Annotated in this window: 13 protein-coding genes; all 13 read right to left on the bottom strand. The window is 45.1% G+C overall.

What is annotated here, in order from left to right; genetic code table 11:
* Positions 1-55 precede the first annotated feature (55 nt).
* Positions 56-2,494, bottom strand: a complete 2,439-nt coding sequence (locus L4D78_RS03615) for a polysaccharide lyase 8 family protein (protein WP_428465689.1) — start codon at positions 2,492-2,494, stop codon at positions 56-58.
* 242 nt (positions 2,495-2,736) lie between these two features.
* The gene (locus L4D78_RS03610; protein ID WP_428465688.1) at positions 2,737-3,867 is read right to left on the bottom strand and encodes an S-(hydroxymethyl)glutathione dehydrogenase/class III alcohol dehydrogenase; all 1,131 of its coding nucleotides are present in this window, start codon (positions 3,865-3,867) and stop codon (positions 2,737-2,739) included.
* Between the two features lie 148 nt (positions 3,868-4,015).
* Complete coding sequence (locus L4D78_RS03605; protein WP_428465687.1) at positions 4,016-4,810, bottom strand: Cof-type HAD-IIB family hydrolase; 795 nt, start codon at positions 4,808-4,810, stop codon at positions 4,016-4,018.
* Positions 4,811-4,889: 79 nt separating this feature from the next.
* On the bottom strand, positions 4,890-5,972 hold the full coding sequence (locus L4D78_RS03600) for a glycoside hydrolase family 88/105 protein (RefSeq protein ID WP_428465686.1): 1,083 nt from the start codon (positions 5,970-5,972) through the stop codon (positions 4,890-4,892).
* Positions 5,973-5,984: 12 nt separating this feature from the next.
* Positions 5,985-6,740: a 2-dehydro-3-deoxy-D-gluconate 5-dehydrogenase KduD gene (gene kduD, locus L4D78_RS03595; RefSeq protein ID WP_428465685.1), complete on the bottom strand. Its 756-nt coding sequence runs from the start codon at positions 6,738-6,740 to the stop codon at positions 5,985-5,987.
* 94 nt (positions 6,741-6,834) lie between these two features.
* Complete coding sequence (gene kduI / locus L4D78_RS03590; RefSeq protein WP_428465684.1) at positions 6,835-7,665, bottom strand: 5-dehydro-4-deoxy-D-glucuronate isomerase; 831 nt, start codon at positions 7,663-7,665, stop codon at positions 6,835-6,837.
* A 56-nt stretch (positions 7,666-7,721) separates the two neighbouring features.
* Positions 7,722-8,873, bottom strand: a complete 1,152-nt coding sequence (gene nagA / locus L4D78_RS03585) for an N-acetylglucosamine-6-phosphate deacetylase (RefSeq protein ID WP_428459596.1) — start codon at positions 8,871-8,873, stop codon at positions 7,722-7,724.
* A 2-nt stretch (positions 8,874-8,875) separates the two neighbouring features.
* The gene (gene agaF / locus L4D78_RS03580) at positions 8,876-9,319 is read right to left on the bottom strand and encodes a PTS galactosamine/N-acetylgalactosamine transporter subunit IIA (protein ID WP_428465683.1); all 444 of its coding nucleotides are present in this window, start codon (positions 9,317-9,319) and stop codon (positions 8,876-8,878) included.
* Between the two features lie 80 nt (positions 9,320-9,399).
* Positions 9,400-10,290: a PTS system mannose/fructose/sorbose family transporter subunit IID gene (locus tag L4D78_RS03575; RefSeq protein ID WP_428465682.1), complete on the bottom strand. Its 891-nt coding sequence runs from the start codon at positions 10,288-10,290 to the stop codon at positions 9,400-9,402.
* A complete protein-coding gene (agaW, locus tag L4D78_RS03570; protein WP_428465681.1) occupies positions 10,280-11,047 on the bottom strand; it encodes a PTS N-acetylgalactosamine transporter subunit IIC in 768 nt (255 codons plus the stop codon). Before agaW ends, L4D78_RS03575 begins: the two co-directional genes overlap by 11 nt.
* A 35-nt stretch (positions 11,048-11,082) precedes the next feature.
* Positions 11,083-11,583, bottom strand: a complete 501-nt coding sequence (gene agaV, locus L4D78_RS03565) for a PTS N-acetylgalactosamine transporter subunit IIB (protein WP_428465680.1) — start codon at positions 11,581-11,583, stop codon at positions 11,083-11,085.
* Positions 11,584-11,595: 12 nt separating this feature from the next.
* Complete coding sequence (locus L4D78_RS03560) at positions 11,596-12,777, bottom strand: SIS domain-containing protein (protein WP_428465679.1); 1,182 nt, start codon at positions 12,775-12,777, stop codon at positions 11,596-11,598.
* 10 nt (positions 12,778-12,787) lie between these two features.
* A complete protein-coding gene (kbaZ, locus tag L4D78_RS03555) occupies positions 12,788-14,074 on the bottom strand; it encodes a tagatose-bisphosphate aldolase subunit KbaZ (protein ID WP_428465678.1) in 1,287 nt (428 codons plus the stop codon).
* Between the last annotated feature and the right edge of the window lie 8 nt (positions 14,075-14,082).

The raw sequence follows: 14,082 nt of genomic DNA, 5'->3' as shown, positions 1-14,082 counted from the left end.
TCGAGAAGATGGCCGCCAGAGCAGGTTAAAACTTTCCGCTATACATCAGCACACTTTACTTCACCGTAAACTGATAACTCATACCTTTTAGATCAGACACATCAACCACCAACTCTTTAGCTGATCGTTGCTGGACACGTCCCTGCGGATCAGAAATCAGTTTCACTTTTTTATCTAACTTAAAACGCACAGATGTTTGAGTTTGCAACGGATCAGTGACAGCGATTTGCTGTTTACCGCCTTTATCTTTTTGGATCATAATCGCCATTGGACTATATGTAGTTAGCGACTTATTGATCTCCACCTTTTGCTCTGTCCATACATTAGCTGCGAGCAGCTTTAATGACTTATCAAAAATTGCATGCGCTTGGTCATCATTACGTAAGATGTCTAGCTTAGGATTTTTAGTAAATCGCTTAACCGTTTTGCTGTCAGCATTTGGCAATAAGGCATAAGCGTAACTGTTTTGCTGCGCATCATGTTTTTGTTCCGCAGAAATGAACGAGGCTTCGACTTCCCCCTCACGAGTGCCAATTTCAGACCAATCGCCAATACGCTGCTCACGCTTTAACTCGATATCCGTTGGTGCTAAGAAAACATAGCTCACATCGCTATTATTCAGCGCCGAGTTACGGACACTTACGCTAGATACGTCTTCTACGGTACCCTGACTATTGTCCCAGCTTTTTCCATTAACATAGATGCTCGTCGTTTGCCCTTCACCAGCAACCTTGCGATTCGCCACAACCGTCGCTAATTCTGCGCCAATGCTCGATTGAATATCTGAACCCAGCATGACAACTTCGTTATCTAACATAAACCACGACTTCTTCGCAGTCAGTGTTTCATCCCAGTTATAGAAATCCATACCTGCGATACCGAAATCGTCCAACTTCAGGGTAGCAACCCAATCCATCTCAGATTTTCGGCCCCCTCTGATATCATTTCGCTGACCTTCGCATTCCTGCATTAGCTGATTATCGACAGTCGTTCCTTCCAGCTTGTAACTGTCTATTGCAGGCCAAAAATCAGTATAGTGATCGAGTTGACCGTTATAGAGATACGACATGCCGTCGCCGGTATACCAACCTTTGCGGTTTTCTTCATTCATGCATTCAAAATTACCTAAACGGCTGGAGTGCATTGCAACGCTAAATAGCCATCCGTCTCTGCGGTGTATGGCTCGATCCATGGTCGGATAGCTGTAATGCCCTACTAACTCACCTCGCTCAGGAATGGTTTCGTCATTCACTAATACCACTGACTTTTGGTAGTTCACTACATTACTGGTTGATGAAAAGAAATCTTGGAAAGTATCATCATTTATCAAGGTCTTAAGCATCGATTCGAGGCGAGATTGATCTTCAGGTGTCGCGCCATCGATATAATGCAATATCGAACGCATTACTTGGTGTCCCACATCATGACCTTGCTCTTTAGGTCTGGAGATCGCACGGCCATTTACAAACTCAAGCATTGTCCCTTTATAAAGGAATGGTTCAAAGCTCTTGTAAATAATCGGGTATATTTCTTGTAGTGTAGGATCTGTCGCTTCCCAAGGAGATCCTGCAACCAGATTAATCTGTAGCCCTAGCCCATTGAGAAGAACATTGCCGTACGTACCGTTGTAAGCAATATCGTAATGTTGAACAAATGAGCCATCTTGATAGAAGCCATCACTGATGGTGACATATTCAAGTACCGGTGGTAAGGCGGCAATGGATTCTTCTATTTCTACAGTGTTGTTACCAAGTATCCCACGAAGTAAGACAACCTGCGTATTATCGGTTCGATTACCGCCAGTTGATTCCCGATAATTCGGATTACTCGACCACGCGGCACCAGGGCCCGCGCCCAAATGTGTTGCCTCTGGCGTAAAATACTCTGTCGCTGCTAGATGGTTAGATACCAGAGGTTGTGGAACATCGTCATAAATCAAACTAAGAATATTGTGAACATCACGCGGTGTACCCAACTCCCAATTCCACCAGTTACCCCATTCCTTCGCACCGACCTTGTAATAATGCGTATTTATGAAGTCCATGCCGTCAATAATTGCCGCTAGCAGTTCTGGGATATTTTGATATTGCCCATCTCTTAAGCGGTAAGCTTTGGCCATGGTAAATATTCGCTGGTAAGAAGCCCGAATGTTTTGCCCTAAAACAGCTCGCCCCTCTTCAGTATCTTCATTTAGCCAAAGATCGTCCCATAAACTGTGGCGATCACCCTCAGTATTCATTGATAGCCATTGCTTCTCGGCATTATTGTTAGTGCTAACAACCATGCTTTTCAATCTATCGTCGAAAGGGATTTCGGGATCGCCAAGGTAATTTTCTGCCCAACGCACTCTTAACTGATGAAATTCCTGCTGATCTACACTACTCAATTCTGTCTTGATTAAGCTGTTTGGCTCTACAGGTGTTATCGCCCAAGATGAAAATGAGACAGTCGCTAAGGCTGCTGATATGGAAAGGATTAGGGGGAGCTTTTTCATTATTACCTCCGTTATTGCACAATAATTAGGCATTAACGTTAGCAAAAGAATACAAATGAAAAACAATGAAGATCACAATGCAACAATATGAAAGAAAACAAAGCCATTTTCCGCCAAGAACATCACCAACGAAAGACAAAATGAAGGCAATATGAAAGCTGGTTAATAAAAAAGCCCACTCCGAAGGAGGGGGCTAATTATTTAAACATCACAAGGTAAACCGTCGTCTGTCTAAGTAATAATTACTTATCGAAATGAAGTACGGTACGAATACTTTCGCCTTTGTGCATCAGATCAAACGCTTCGTTAACGTCTTCCAGTGCCATGGTGTGAGTAATGAAGTCGTCTAGCTTAAACTCACCTTGCATGTAACGCTCTACGTACTCAGGTAGTTCAGAGCGGCCTTTAACGCCACCGAATGCAGAACCACGCCATACACGGCCAGTCACTAACTGGAACGGACGAGTTGAAATCTCTTGGCCAGCACCAGCAACGCCGATAACAACAGACTCACCCCAACCTTTATGGCAGCACTCTAGGGCCGAACGCATAACATGTACATTACCGATACATTCAAACGAGTAGTCAACGCCGCCGTCAGTCATTTCAACAATCACATCTTGGATTGGCTTATCGAAGTCTTTCGGGTTCACGCAATCTGTTGCGCCTAACTTACGCGCTAGTTCGAACTTGCTCTCGTTAATGTCGATCGCAATGATGCGTGGTGCTTTCGCCATCTGCGCGCCGATAATGGCAGACAGACCAATACCACCAAGACCGAAGACAGCAACAGTATCACCCTCTTCCACTTTGGCTGTATTCATTACCGCACCCATACCCGTCGTGACACCGCAACCTAGTAGACACACTTCTTCAAGTGGTGCATCTGGGTTTACTTTCGCCAATGAGATTTCTGGTAATACCGTATACTCAGAGAACGTCGATGTACCCATGTAGTGGAAAATTGGCTCACCGTTAATAGAGAAACGGGTTGTGCCGTCTGGCATCAAGCCTTTACCTTGCGTTTCGCGAATTTTCTGACACAGGTTCGTTTTGCCCGACTTACAGAACTTACACTCACCACACTCTGGTGTATAAAGAGGGATTACGTGGTCGCCAACCTGAACACTTGTCACTCCTTCGCCGATAGACTCAACGATACCGCCACCTTCGTGACCCAAGATACATGGGAAGATCCCTTCAGGATCGTCACCTGATAGAGTAAATGCGTCTGTGTGACAAACACCGGTTGCAATCATGCGGATGCGGACTTCACCTTTTTGCGGTGGCATCACATCCACTTCTTCCATTGATAGTTTTTGGCCTGGGCCCCAAGCAACAGCAGCACGAGATTTAATTGTCTGAGCAGTCATTCTTTTATCCTTTCATCAAAATCAAATTCTGTGGAAACGAACTGTTCCGTTTCGATGGGTGCCATTATATTGATCGATGAAATAATGATAATCCGCTAAAAACACAAATGACTATTACCATACTGTAACAATGAAGCCTGAGTGTGCGTTATAAATAAGCCGAGATATAATTTGCGACCGCTTCATCAGCACAACTGCCAATTACCTCATGACGGTGCAAACATTGTTTCAGCCGATCCTGCGCTGTTGCCATAATCAGCCCCTTACCTGCATACTCCAGCATCTCTTTATCATTCATTGCATCACCAAATGCGAGGGTATGCTCCCTTGCCACCCCAAGATGAGCAGCAACAACTTCCAATGCACTGCCTTTGGTTGCTTTCAGTGCAGTCACTTCTAAACAATAAGGGCTGGAGAACATCACATTTGCTCGTCCCGACAGCATGACAGAAAGCTGTTGTTCATACTGAACCAGATACTGGTGTTCGTGATGACTCATCGATAACTTGGCGATATTTTCAGACGGCATATTTGATTGATGTAGCAAGGAGTAACCAAACCCACTTATACGGTGATATTTTTCAATGTCGTCATTTCTTTTACTCGATAGCCAACCTTCATCACTAAACAGGTGAATATTGAGTGCCTCATCATGCCCAACCCTTGCCAGCACTTCTTCAATGACATCGCATTGAACATCATGGCCTAGTACGAGCTTGCCATCAGTATCATGCACTCGGGCACCATTGGCACTAATGATGTAGGCTGGAAGCCCTAGATATTCACGGATCCCGAACACATCTAAGTGATGTCGTCCAGACGCAAAGACAAAGTGGTAGCCTTTAGCAACCCACTGTTCAAGAATGCTTTTGGTATAACGGCCAATAACATGGTCGGGCGTCAGTAATGTTCCGTCTAAATCTGATACAACTAATTTATACATCCCACTCTCCTTATGATAAAAAAATACCCAGCAAGGCTGGGCATTGTCTTGATCGGTTCTTCAGCTCTATAGCCTTAGTTTAGTCGGCTAGTTTGGCAATTTCTGTGGCAGCCAACATAAAGGCACCCGCACCATAATCGATATTGTGTTCAAACTTCACATCTCTTGGATTAAATGCTGGAAGCTGAACCCAACCAATCATGCCGTTTTCATGAATGCAGCCCTGTAGTGCTTGCCATGCTTGTTCGACGACGGGTAAATAGATTTCACGCTCAAGATGACCGGTATTGATACCCCATGCCAAGCCATAACAGAACAGCGATGTTGCACTACTTTCCGGTGCCGGGAAGTTTTCAGGATCAAGCAAGCTTGTGCGCCAGAAGCCATCACTTTGCTGGTACTTGATCACTTCTGCTGCCAAGTTGTTGAATAACTCAAGGTATGGCTGTTGCTGATCAAAGTCATCCGGGAAGCGTGCCATCAATCTTGGTACAGCCGCCAACATCCAGCCTATTCCGCGCGACCAAAACACCTTCTCGCCGTTGGCTTCGCGAAACTCTGATCCACCATCACCGAATTCATCACGGTATTTCTGACCCACTTCTGTAGGCATGTAACGGTAGTCACGATAAAACAAGTTTGTTTCAGGATCGTAAAGGTGTTCAATCGCATCCCAGAACGCCGTATGCATGTAATCGACATACTTACGCTCACCAGTCACTTTCGACAGCGCAGCAAAAGCAGGAGGCGCCATGAACAATGAGTCCACCCACCACCAGTCGCGATGGCCTGGTTTAGGCTCATCAAGCATAATATCGAACGCCATAATGGTCGATTCCAGCGCTTCAGGGATATTAATTTCTGGGTAAACATCCAGATAAGCTTGGGCGCACACATGGTCATCAGCAAAACGGGGAAATGCGCCCGTTCTAAAACCTGTATGTAAGGTGTAGTTCATCACCCCATCAAGGTATTCTTTGTCTTCTGTTGCTTTCCATGCTGCGGCGGCGCAAGTCCAAAATATACCACGTTCCCAGTCGGTATCTTTAATAAATCGGGTCTTACCACTACGACGTACCACACTGCGTGTTTGGTTTGCTGCCTGATAGCGATATACACGTTTCATTACATCAAGGGCTTGTTGCTTGGTTCCTAATGCCATCACCTTATCTCCTTAACGTGCAAGCCAACCGCCATCGACCGCGATGGTATAACCATTAACATAATCACTTGCAGAAGACGCGAGGAATACGGCAGGGCCTTCAAGATCTGCAGGCAAGCCCCAACGGTTAGCTGGAATACGCTCAAGGATTGCGGCATTACGCACTTCATCCGCACGCAGTGCCTCGGTGTTATCCGTTGCCATATAGCCAGGGGCAATCGCATTTACATTGATGTTATGTTCAGCCAACTCGGTAGCCAATGCGCGTGTTAAACCCATAACCGCAGATTTACTTGCCGTATAAGAAGGAACACGGATACCACCTTGGAAAGACAGCATTGAAGCAATATTAATGATTTTTCCGCCATTACCTTGTTTAACAAATTGCTTAGCAACAGCCTGAGATAAAAAGAATAATGTTTTCTGGTTAATATTAATAACGTCGTCCCAATTTTCTTTTGAGAATTCTAAAACATCTTCACGACGAATAATCCCGGCATTATTTACCAGAATATCAACCTGCCCCATCACTTCAGTCGCTTCAGCGACCAGTACTTCAAGGTTGTCTTGCTCCATTAAATTTGCGGTAATGTAATGGAATTTACGACCCAGTGCTTCAACTTGTTTTTGAGTGTCATCGGCCTCAACATGGCCAATACCCACTATATCTGCCCCGGCTTTTGCCAAACCTAAAGCCATACCTTGCCCAAGGCCAGTATTACAACCAGTAACAATGGCAACTTTATTAGTTAAATCGAATTTATTCATTTTAATTCCTGATAATCATTCATGACGATACGGCAGGCTCGTAAAAAATAGAGCCTAATCTCTTTGCCGTATCATTAATTAATAAGAGGTGGGGTTATTTCAGATCGCTCATGGCGATGTGGTCCATATCATGGAAGGTTTGATTCTCACCTACCATGCTCCAAATAAAGGTATATGCCGCAGTACCGACACCAGAATGAATCGACCAACTCGGACTGATCACCGCTTGTTCGTTGCGCATCACGATGTGACGAGTTTCCTGAGGTTCACCCATATAATGGAAAACGATATTGTCTTCTTTCATATTGAAATACAGATACACTTCCATACGACGCTCATGGGTATGGCACGGCATGGTGTTCCACAAACTTCCCGGCGCAAGTTCAGTTAACCCCATCGTCAACTGACAGGTAGGCAATACTGCTGGGTGAAGATATTTATTGATGGTGCGAACGTTGCAATTTTCTTGATTACCTAAAGTCTCAGGAGATGCTTCTTCACGGGTAATTTTACGTGTTGGGTATACCATATGAGCGGGGGCGCTATTGACATAAAAGCGCGCGGGCTTCTCTTCAGATACGCTGGTAAACAGCACTTCTTTCGCCCCCTTACCCACATAGATAGCTTCGCGGTGGCCGATTTCAAATACTTTGCCATCAACCGTTACGAGGCCCGCTTCACCAATGTTAATGGCGCCCATTTCCCGACGTTCAAGAAAGAAGTCGACCCCGAGCTCTTTACCACCTTCAAGCGTCAGCGCCTCTGTTGTTGGTACCGCCCCACCGACAATAATTCGGTCAATGTGACTATAAGTAAGGTTAATCTGACCTTCTTGGAACATATTCTCAATTAAGAATTGCTCACGTAAGCCAGCAGTATCTAGCTGCTTAGCATGTTCACTATGAATAGGTTGGCGAATTTCCATTTTTAACCTCGTAACAATTATTTGGGCGAGTGGTAAAGAATACGGCTCAGTGATATTTACACTGCTTTATAAGCCCACTCGCCATTAATTAAAGTGCCTTGAACTTGTAATTCGTTGTTCATTATTGTCAGGCTTGCATCCATCCCCTTAGCAATACTGCCAAGCCGATGTTCAACACCTAAATATTTTGCAGGTACTGACGATGCCATTTGTACCGCGTCCCATTCTGGGACTTGGCTTTCAAAAATCATGTTTCGCAATGCTTGATCTAAGCTGCATGTACTTCCAGCCAATGAACCGCATGGACTACGCGCCTCACCATTAGTTACGGTGATAGTTTGTGCACCAAGTTGGTACTCACCATCACTGAGGCCACCAGCACGCATACAGTCTGTAATAAGTGCAATGCCTTGATACCCTTTCATGCGATAAGCAAGTTGCATCATCACAGGATTAACATGAATGCCATCAGCAATCAGTTCAGCAAGCATGTCGTGGTATAAAACCGCACCACAGCAACCCGGCTCACGATGATGAAGCCCGCGCATGCCATTGAATAAATGTACTCCGCAGTCAGCTCCACGCTGATGAGCTTCTGTCACTTGATCAAACGTGGCATCCGTATGGGCCACCGACGTTTTAATTCCGTGTTCTGTTAGCCAGCTGATAGCTTCCATTGCACCATCCGCTTCTGGTGCAACAGCAGCACGAATTAAAGTACTCGCTGCAGCTTCTTTCAATTGCTCTAACTCTTGAGTCGTTGGCGACTTCAAAAAAGCGGGAGGATGAGAGCCTCGATGTGGTTCGGTAAAATAAGGGCCTTCTAAAAAGCTCCCTAATAACATTGCACCTTGAGCCTGTTCATTTTCAATAAAGGTACGAACACGCTTTAATGCGTTTAATATGTCATTCCACGGAGCGGTAACTGTTGTACCAACCCAGCCTACAACGCCGGTCTTTGGTAGAGCATCAGCGATGCTTTGCAATGCTTCGTCTGTTGCATCCATGACATCTGCCCCTTGGCGACCATGGATATGGATATCAACAAAGCCAGGCATGATAGACTGGCCATCTAAATGAATAACTTCACAGTCAGTAGGCGCCGTTGACGTCACAGCTTCAATCTTGCCATTCGCCACCACGACAACAGTATCTGTCTTGATGCCTTCTGGGGTAAAAACACGATCTGCGAGTAAGGCGTAACGCATATTTATAGTCCGTCTTCACATTCTAGTTCTGGCTCTGGTGCCATCACGGCTTCTAACTCTTTACGCATGTCTTGCATGCATGAACCGCCAATATCAAGCAGCGTTTCAACTAATTCTTTTAGTTCTGCACCATCACGTTCGAACGCTGCGTTAGCAATCATTGGAAGGTTAGCACCTGCAATTAACTCAACATTGTCAGTGTCCATCATGATGGCTAAGGCGCGGTTACAAGGAGAACCACCAGGAATATCAGCCAGGAACAACACGCCTTCTCCACCATCAACACGCTTTGCTGCTTGACGAAGTTCAGTTTCTAGCTCGTCAGTCGACATTGATTCAACAAAATCAATAAATTCGAGCTGATCTTGCTCACCTGCAATGGCTTTTACTGCCGAGCCCATACCTGATGCGAAGTTGATGTGACCTGAAACTACAATACCAATCATTTGAAAATCCTTACATAAGGGGGCAGCACGCGCCCCCTTGTATTTATTGCTTAATTATTTGATTGCTTAAAACGTGTTTATTACAGAATGCCTAAGGCGTGTCCGACAACACCACCAGCCAAGGTCGCAAAAATCAACACCGGAGGTTTAGCCCAGAAGCCAGTGCCCTTCACCATCTTGAACATAAAGAACACTAAGCACAGTGGTAACAGGTTGGGCATAATCTTATCGAACAAGTCGGTTTGTAAATTAACCGTTGCCCCCCCTAACTCGAGGGATGCCGCGGTCTGAACCCGTATAAAGGTGGCCGACAATGCCCCAATAACAAAGATACCCATGATATTGGCTGCTTTTGCCAATTTCTCAGTTGTATCCCCCATGTTCACCATGGCAGCGGTACCCGCTCTATAACCCATAAACATCAGGCCAAAGTACGCTAAAAAGTGAGCGGTTTGATACAGCAAGAAGAACACGAACGGGCCTGCAATCGAACCCTCTAGTGCAATAGACGCACCAAGTGCCAACGTCAACGGCATTAAAGTCATGTGGTCGATAGCATCACCGATACCACCCGTTGGTCCCATACCTGCAACCTTCATCACGTTTACCGTCGAAGGTTTTTCTTTGTTCTCTTCCATCGCAATTGCAGTGCCAAGAAGGAAAGTGAACAGTTTCGGGCTTGCATTAAAGAACTGAAGGTGGTTTTTTAACGACTTTGCAAAGTCACGTTTGTTATCACCGTGAATTTTTTTCAATGCTGGGATAATGGAATAAGCAAAACCACCAGCCTGCATACGTTCAAAGTTAAAGTTACCTTCCATGAATAGCCCGCGTATCGAACAAATCCATAGATCTCTTTTCGAGACTTTACGCGGCGTGGTATCTTCATAAGCGTCGATATCATCAACCAAGTTTTCATGAACTTTCGTGTTTGTCTCGTTTAGCGTGCCTGCTGTGATATCAGATGCCATCTTCAAATTCCTCTGCTTGTTGATTATTTGAATTACCGTTACCGCTAAAGAAGAAGTACAGTGCGGCTGCTGAAGCACCCAAGACTGCAACTGCCATAATTGGCAAATGTAAGTACGTTGTCATCACGAAACCAATGAAGAACACACCCGCCACTTCTTTTGACCACATAATTTTAAGCAGCATTGCGAAACCAATCGCAGGTACCATACGGGCACCAATGCCTAGACCTTCTAGCAGTACTGTTGGCGCATTCTCATCAATCCATGTTGCCGCATGCTCACCGAAGTAAACGGTAACATAAGCAACTGATGCGAAAAGAAGTCCGCGTAATGTTATGGTAATGAGCAGTAGCCTATCTATACCGTTTGAGTCACCTCGCTCTGCAAAACGGTCAAGTTTACCCATAGTGAATGATGTTACGGCGAAGAAACCAATCGTAAGCATCTGCATAAGTACGGCAATTGGCATACCTACACCCATTGCCACTTCTGCTGACTGACCCGTCATTACCGCAAAGGAAACGGCTGCAATCGTACCTAGGGTTACATCTGGCGGCTGAGCACCAGCGTTAGGCACTAGGCCTAACCAAGCAAGTTCTAGTGTTGCTCCGGCAATTAGGCCAATTTGCATATCACCCATGATCAGGCCTACAACAGGGCCGGTGATCAAAGGGCGGTGGATGTTCAATGCGACATCGTATTTATCGATACCACAGAAGAACGCCCATACCGCGACAAGCATTGCTTCAAAAAACATAAATTATTCCTTTAGTTATGAATTATTGTCTGCGCTTATGCTTCAGTAAGCGCAAGTTTAAGCACATCAACAGGACTTTGATCTGGCGTATTCTGCACCGTACACGTCACACCTTTTGCAACAATGCGTTTGAAAGCGTCGATGTCTTTATCATCGACAGATACCGTTTTAGCGATTTGACGCTTACCTTCATGGAAATGCATGTTACCGACATTACAATGTGGTAGAGGAACTCCCCCTTCTACAAGGCGAGCAACGTCTGTTGGGTTATTACACAAGATGAAGATCTGTTGTTTCGGTGAAGCTTTATGGATCACATCTATCGTCTTCTGAATAGAGAAGAAGCGAACAGCATATTCACCACCAGCAGACGCTTTCATGCCTGCTTGCATAAATGCCGCATTAGGCCCTTCTGCTGCTTCGTCGTTAGCAACAAGAATAAGGTTTGCTTCTGTGTGTTTTCCCCACGTAATACGGATTTGGCCGTGAAGTAAACGCTCGTCGATACGGGTCCAGACAATGTTGGGTGCAGTCATAATTTTCTACCTTTATTTCTTATTATTTAAATAATCATATGAATAATAGATACTTACCCCTTGCACAACGCGGTTTACCTCACCGGTTGGACATGGGTTATCAGGCGTATTGCCCAGTGCTAGTGCACGGTGGAAAGAATAAATTTGAGCGAAAAGAATGTATGGAAATAACAGTTCTGCGTCAGTAGCCGTGTCCATCATAGGTACATGGCAGTAGTGACCTTCTGTAACACATTCATCAAGTTGCGCCGTTATTGCAATGACCTTACCGGCATTATTATCACGACGAAGCTCATCGAGCAGGTCAAGATCATATTTACGGGTATGCGGGTCATTAGAAATGTAAACGACGATCATTGTTTTAGGATCAACAATCGATTTTGGACCGTGGCGGAAGCCTAATGGCGAATCAAATGCAGCCACGACCTTGCCTGCGGTAAGTTCTAGTAACTTCAATGCTGATTCCTGTGCAAGCCCTTGTAAACCACCACTACCTAGGTAAATAACCCTATCAATATCATGGGATGCAATATCGCAGATTTTTGCATTAAATTCCTTGACCAACGCCTCAGAACAGCGGCATATGTTTTCAATTGCTTTCGTGTAATCGTTATTACCATCCAAAATCGAAAGTGCTGACAGCATCATTGAAGAAAAACTTGAGGTCATCGCAAATGATTGATCATTGGTCTCTTCTGGCATCAATACTGAAAGTGCCTTTGCATCATTCAAGCTATTTTTATACAGCTGGCCATCGGCATTACATGTCAGTACTAAGTGGTAACAATTTGTTAGAAACTGATTGCCTAACTCAACCGCAGCCACGCTTTCAGGGCTGTTGCCCGAACGTGCAAACGACACCAACAATGTTGGAATATCTTCAGCAAAATACTGAGCTGGATTCGAAACAATATCTGTCGTCGCAATTGCTTCTACACGGCGTTCTAGTTTTTCTGACAACAACGGTGCGAGTGCACGACCTGCGAACGCTGATGTACCAGCACCTGTCATAATGATCCGCAGTTCTGGTTGTGCCAACACCACATTCATAAATTCACTGATTGTTGTTGCGCACTCTTTCAGAATTGCGTCAGTCTTACGCCAGCAGCTTGGTTGCTGTTCAATTTCTTTAGCAGTCCAAAAGCCTTTTAAGCTTTCTAGATCTTGCTCTGAGTAGCCCAGATAATGATTCATACTTTTCCTCTTAACCTTTATTTGTTTTGCAAGCCTTCGCGTAGCTGCGAAGTACCTGACGAATTTTGTCTAACACCAACGCTTTGGGTGCCGATTCAATGTTGCCTTCACGAACAGCATGAAACTGTTCAGGCAAATACTGACTAAGCAATGGCAGTGGCATACTCGAGCGAGAAAGGTTGCCGAAGAGTTTTTCTTGGGCTTGATTAATTTGTTGATCAGGCCAGTAATAGCGAATGCGATCACTGAAGCTGTAGCAGCGAGCAAAGCGCTGTTGTGACTCATCGCCCTGATAATATTTGTTCCAATATTCAGGGGCTTCACACATTTGTTTCTCAATCATTTCACGTAAGTTCGAACAATGTGCTTTTGCGGTAATTTGCTCTTCAATATCACACAAGTTAAACAAGGCTTCGCGCATAGCAAACGTTAGCGCTGGGCCAACTTTCAAGATGGCAAAATGATCTTGTACCAAGGCGTGATAGGCTTTATCTGTTTGGTAATCGGTTGAATGCGCTTCAAAGATAAGATGTTGATAATCATCAACAACACGGCTAAGCGCTTGGGATTTTTCTGGGCGGTAATCAATAACACCAGTGTGGTCAAACTCAACACCAGGTTGAACAACCAAACCAATAACCCGCTCCCAGCAGTTGATCACACCTGCGGTTTCGAATGCTTCGCGGTGACAATTAATGGTTTTTCGCGCGGCTTCTGGCGAGGTCACTTCTAACTCATCAAGCTCTTCGGCTGCACCACCCGGTACCGGTACTTCAGTGCCAATAACGTAAGTAATATCGCTATAACCAAAAGTCTCTACTGCCGTTTTCTCCGCAATGACAGCTAATCGGGCAGCACGCTCGGCAACCACTTCATCCGTAAGTGGTACCGGCTCACCTTTACAAGACATGCTGCAATCAAGGTGAATTTTCTTAAACCCAGCGGCAACATAAGCAGCAATTAAGTCATCAGCTTTTACCAATGCTTCTTCAGCAGGCAAGTTTTGCCAGCGGTTGGGACCAAGGTGGTCGCCACCTAAAATAAGCTTTTCGGTTGGAAATTGAAGACGCTCGGCCTTATTGAGAACGAAGTTACGGAAATCAACAGGCGTCATGCCTGTGTAACCGCCAAATTGATCGACCTGATTGGAGGTAGCTTCGATTAATAATAAAGAATCATCGTTCAACGCTTGCATCAGTGCAGCTTCAATCACCAAAGGGTGCGCCGAACAAACAGAATAAATTCCAATTTGTTCGCCCGCTTTATGGCGTTGAACGAGGTTAAGAAGGGTGTTCATGTACTAAC

Origin of the sequence: Photobacterium minamisatsumaniensis (assembly GCF_050336695.1) — a bacterium.
Classification (GTDB): Bacteria; Pseudomonadota; Gammaproteobacteria; order Enterobacterales; family Vibrionaceae; genus Photobacterium; species Photobacterium minamisatsumaniensis.
The sequence above is the reverse complement of the archived record's forward strand: the minus strand, read 5'-3'. Positions and strand labels throughout refer to the sequence as shown.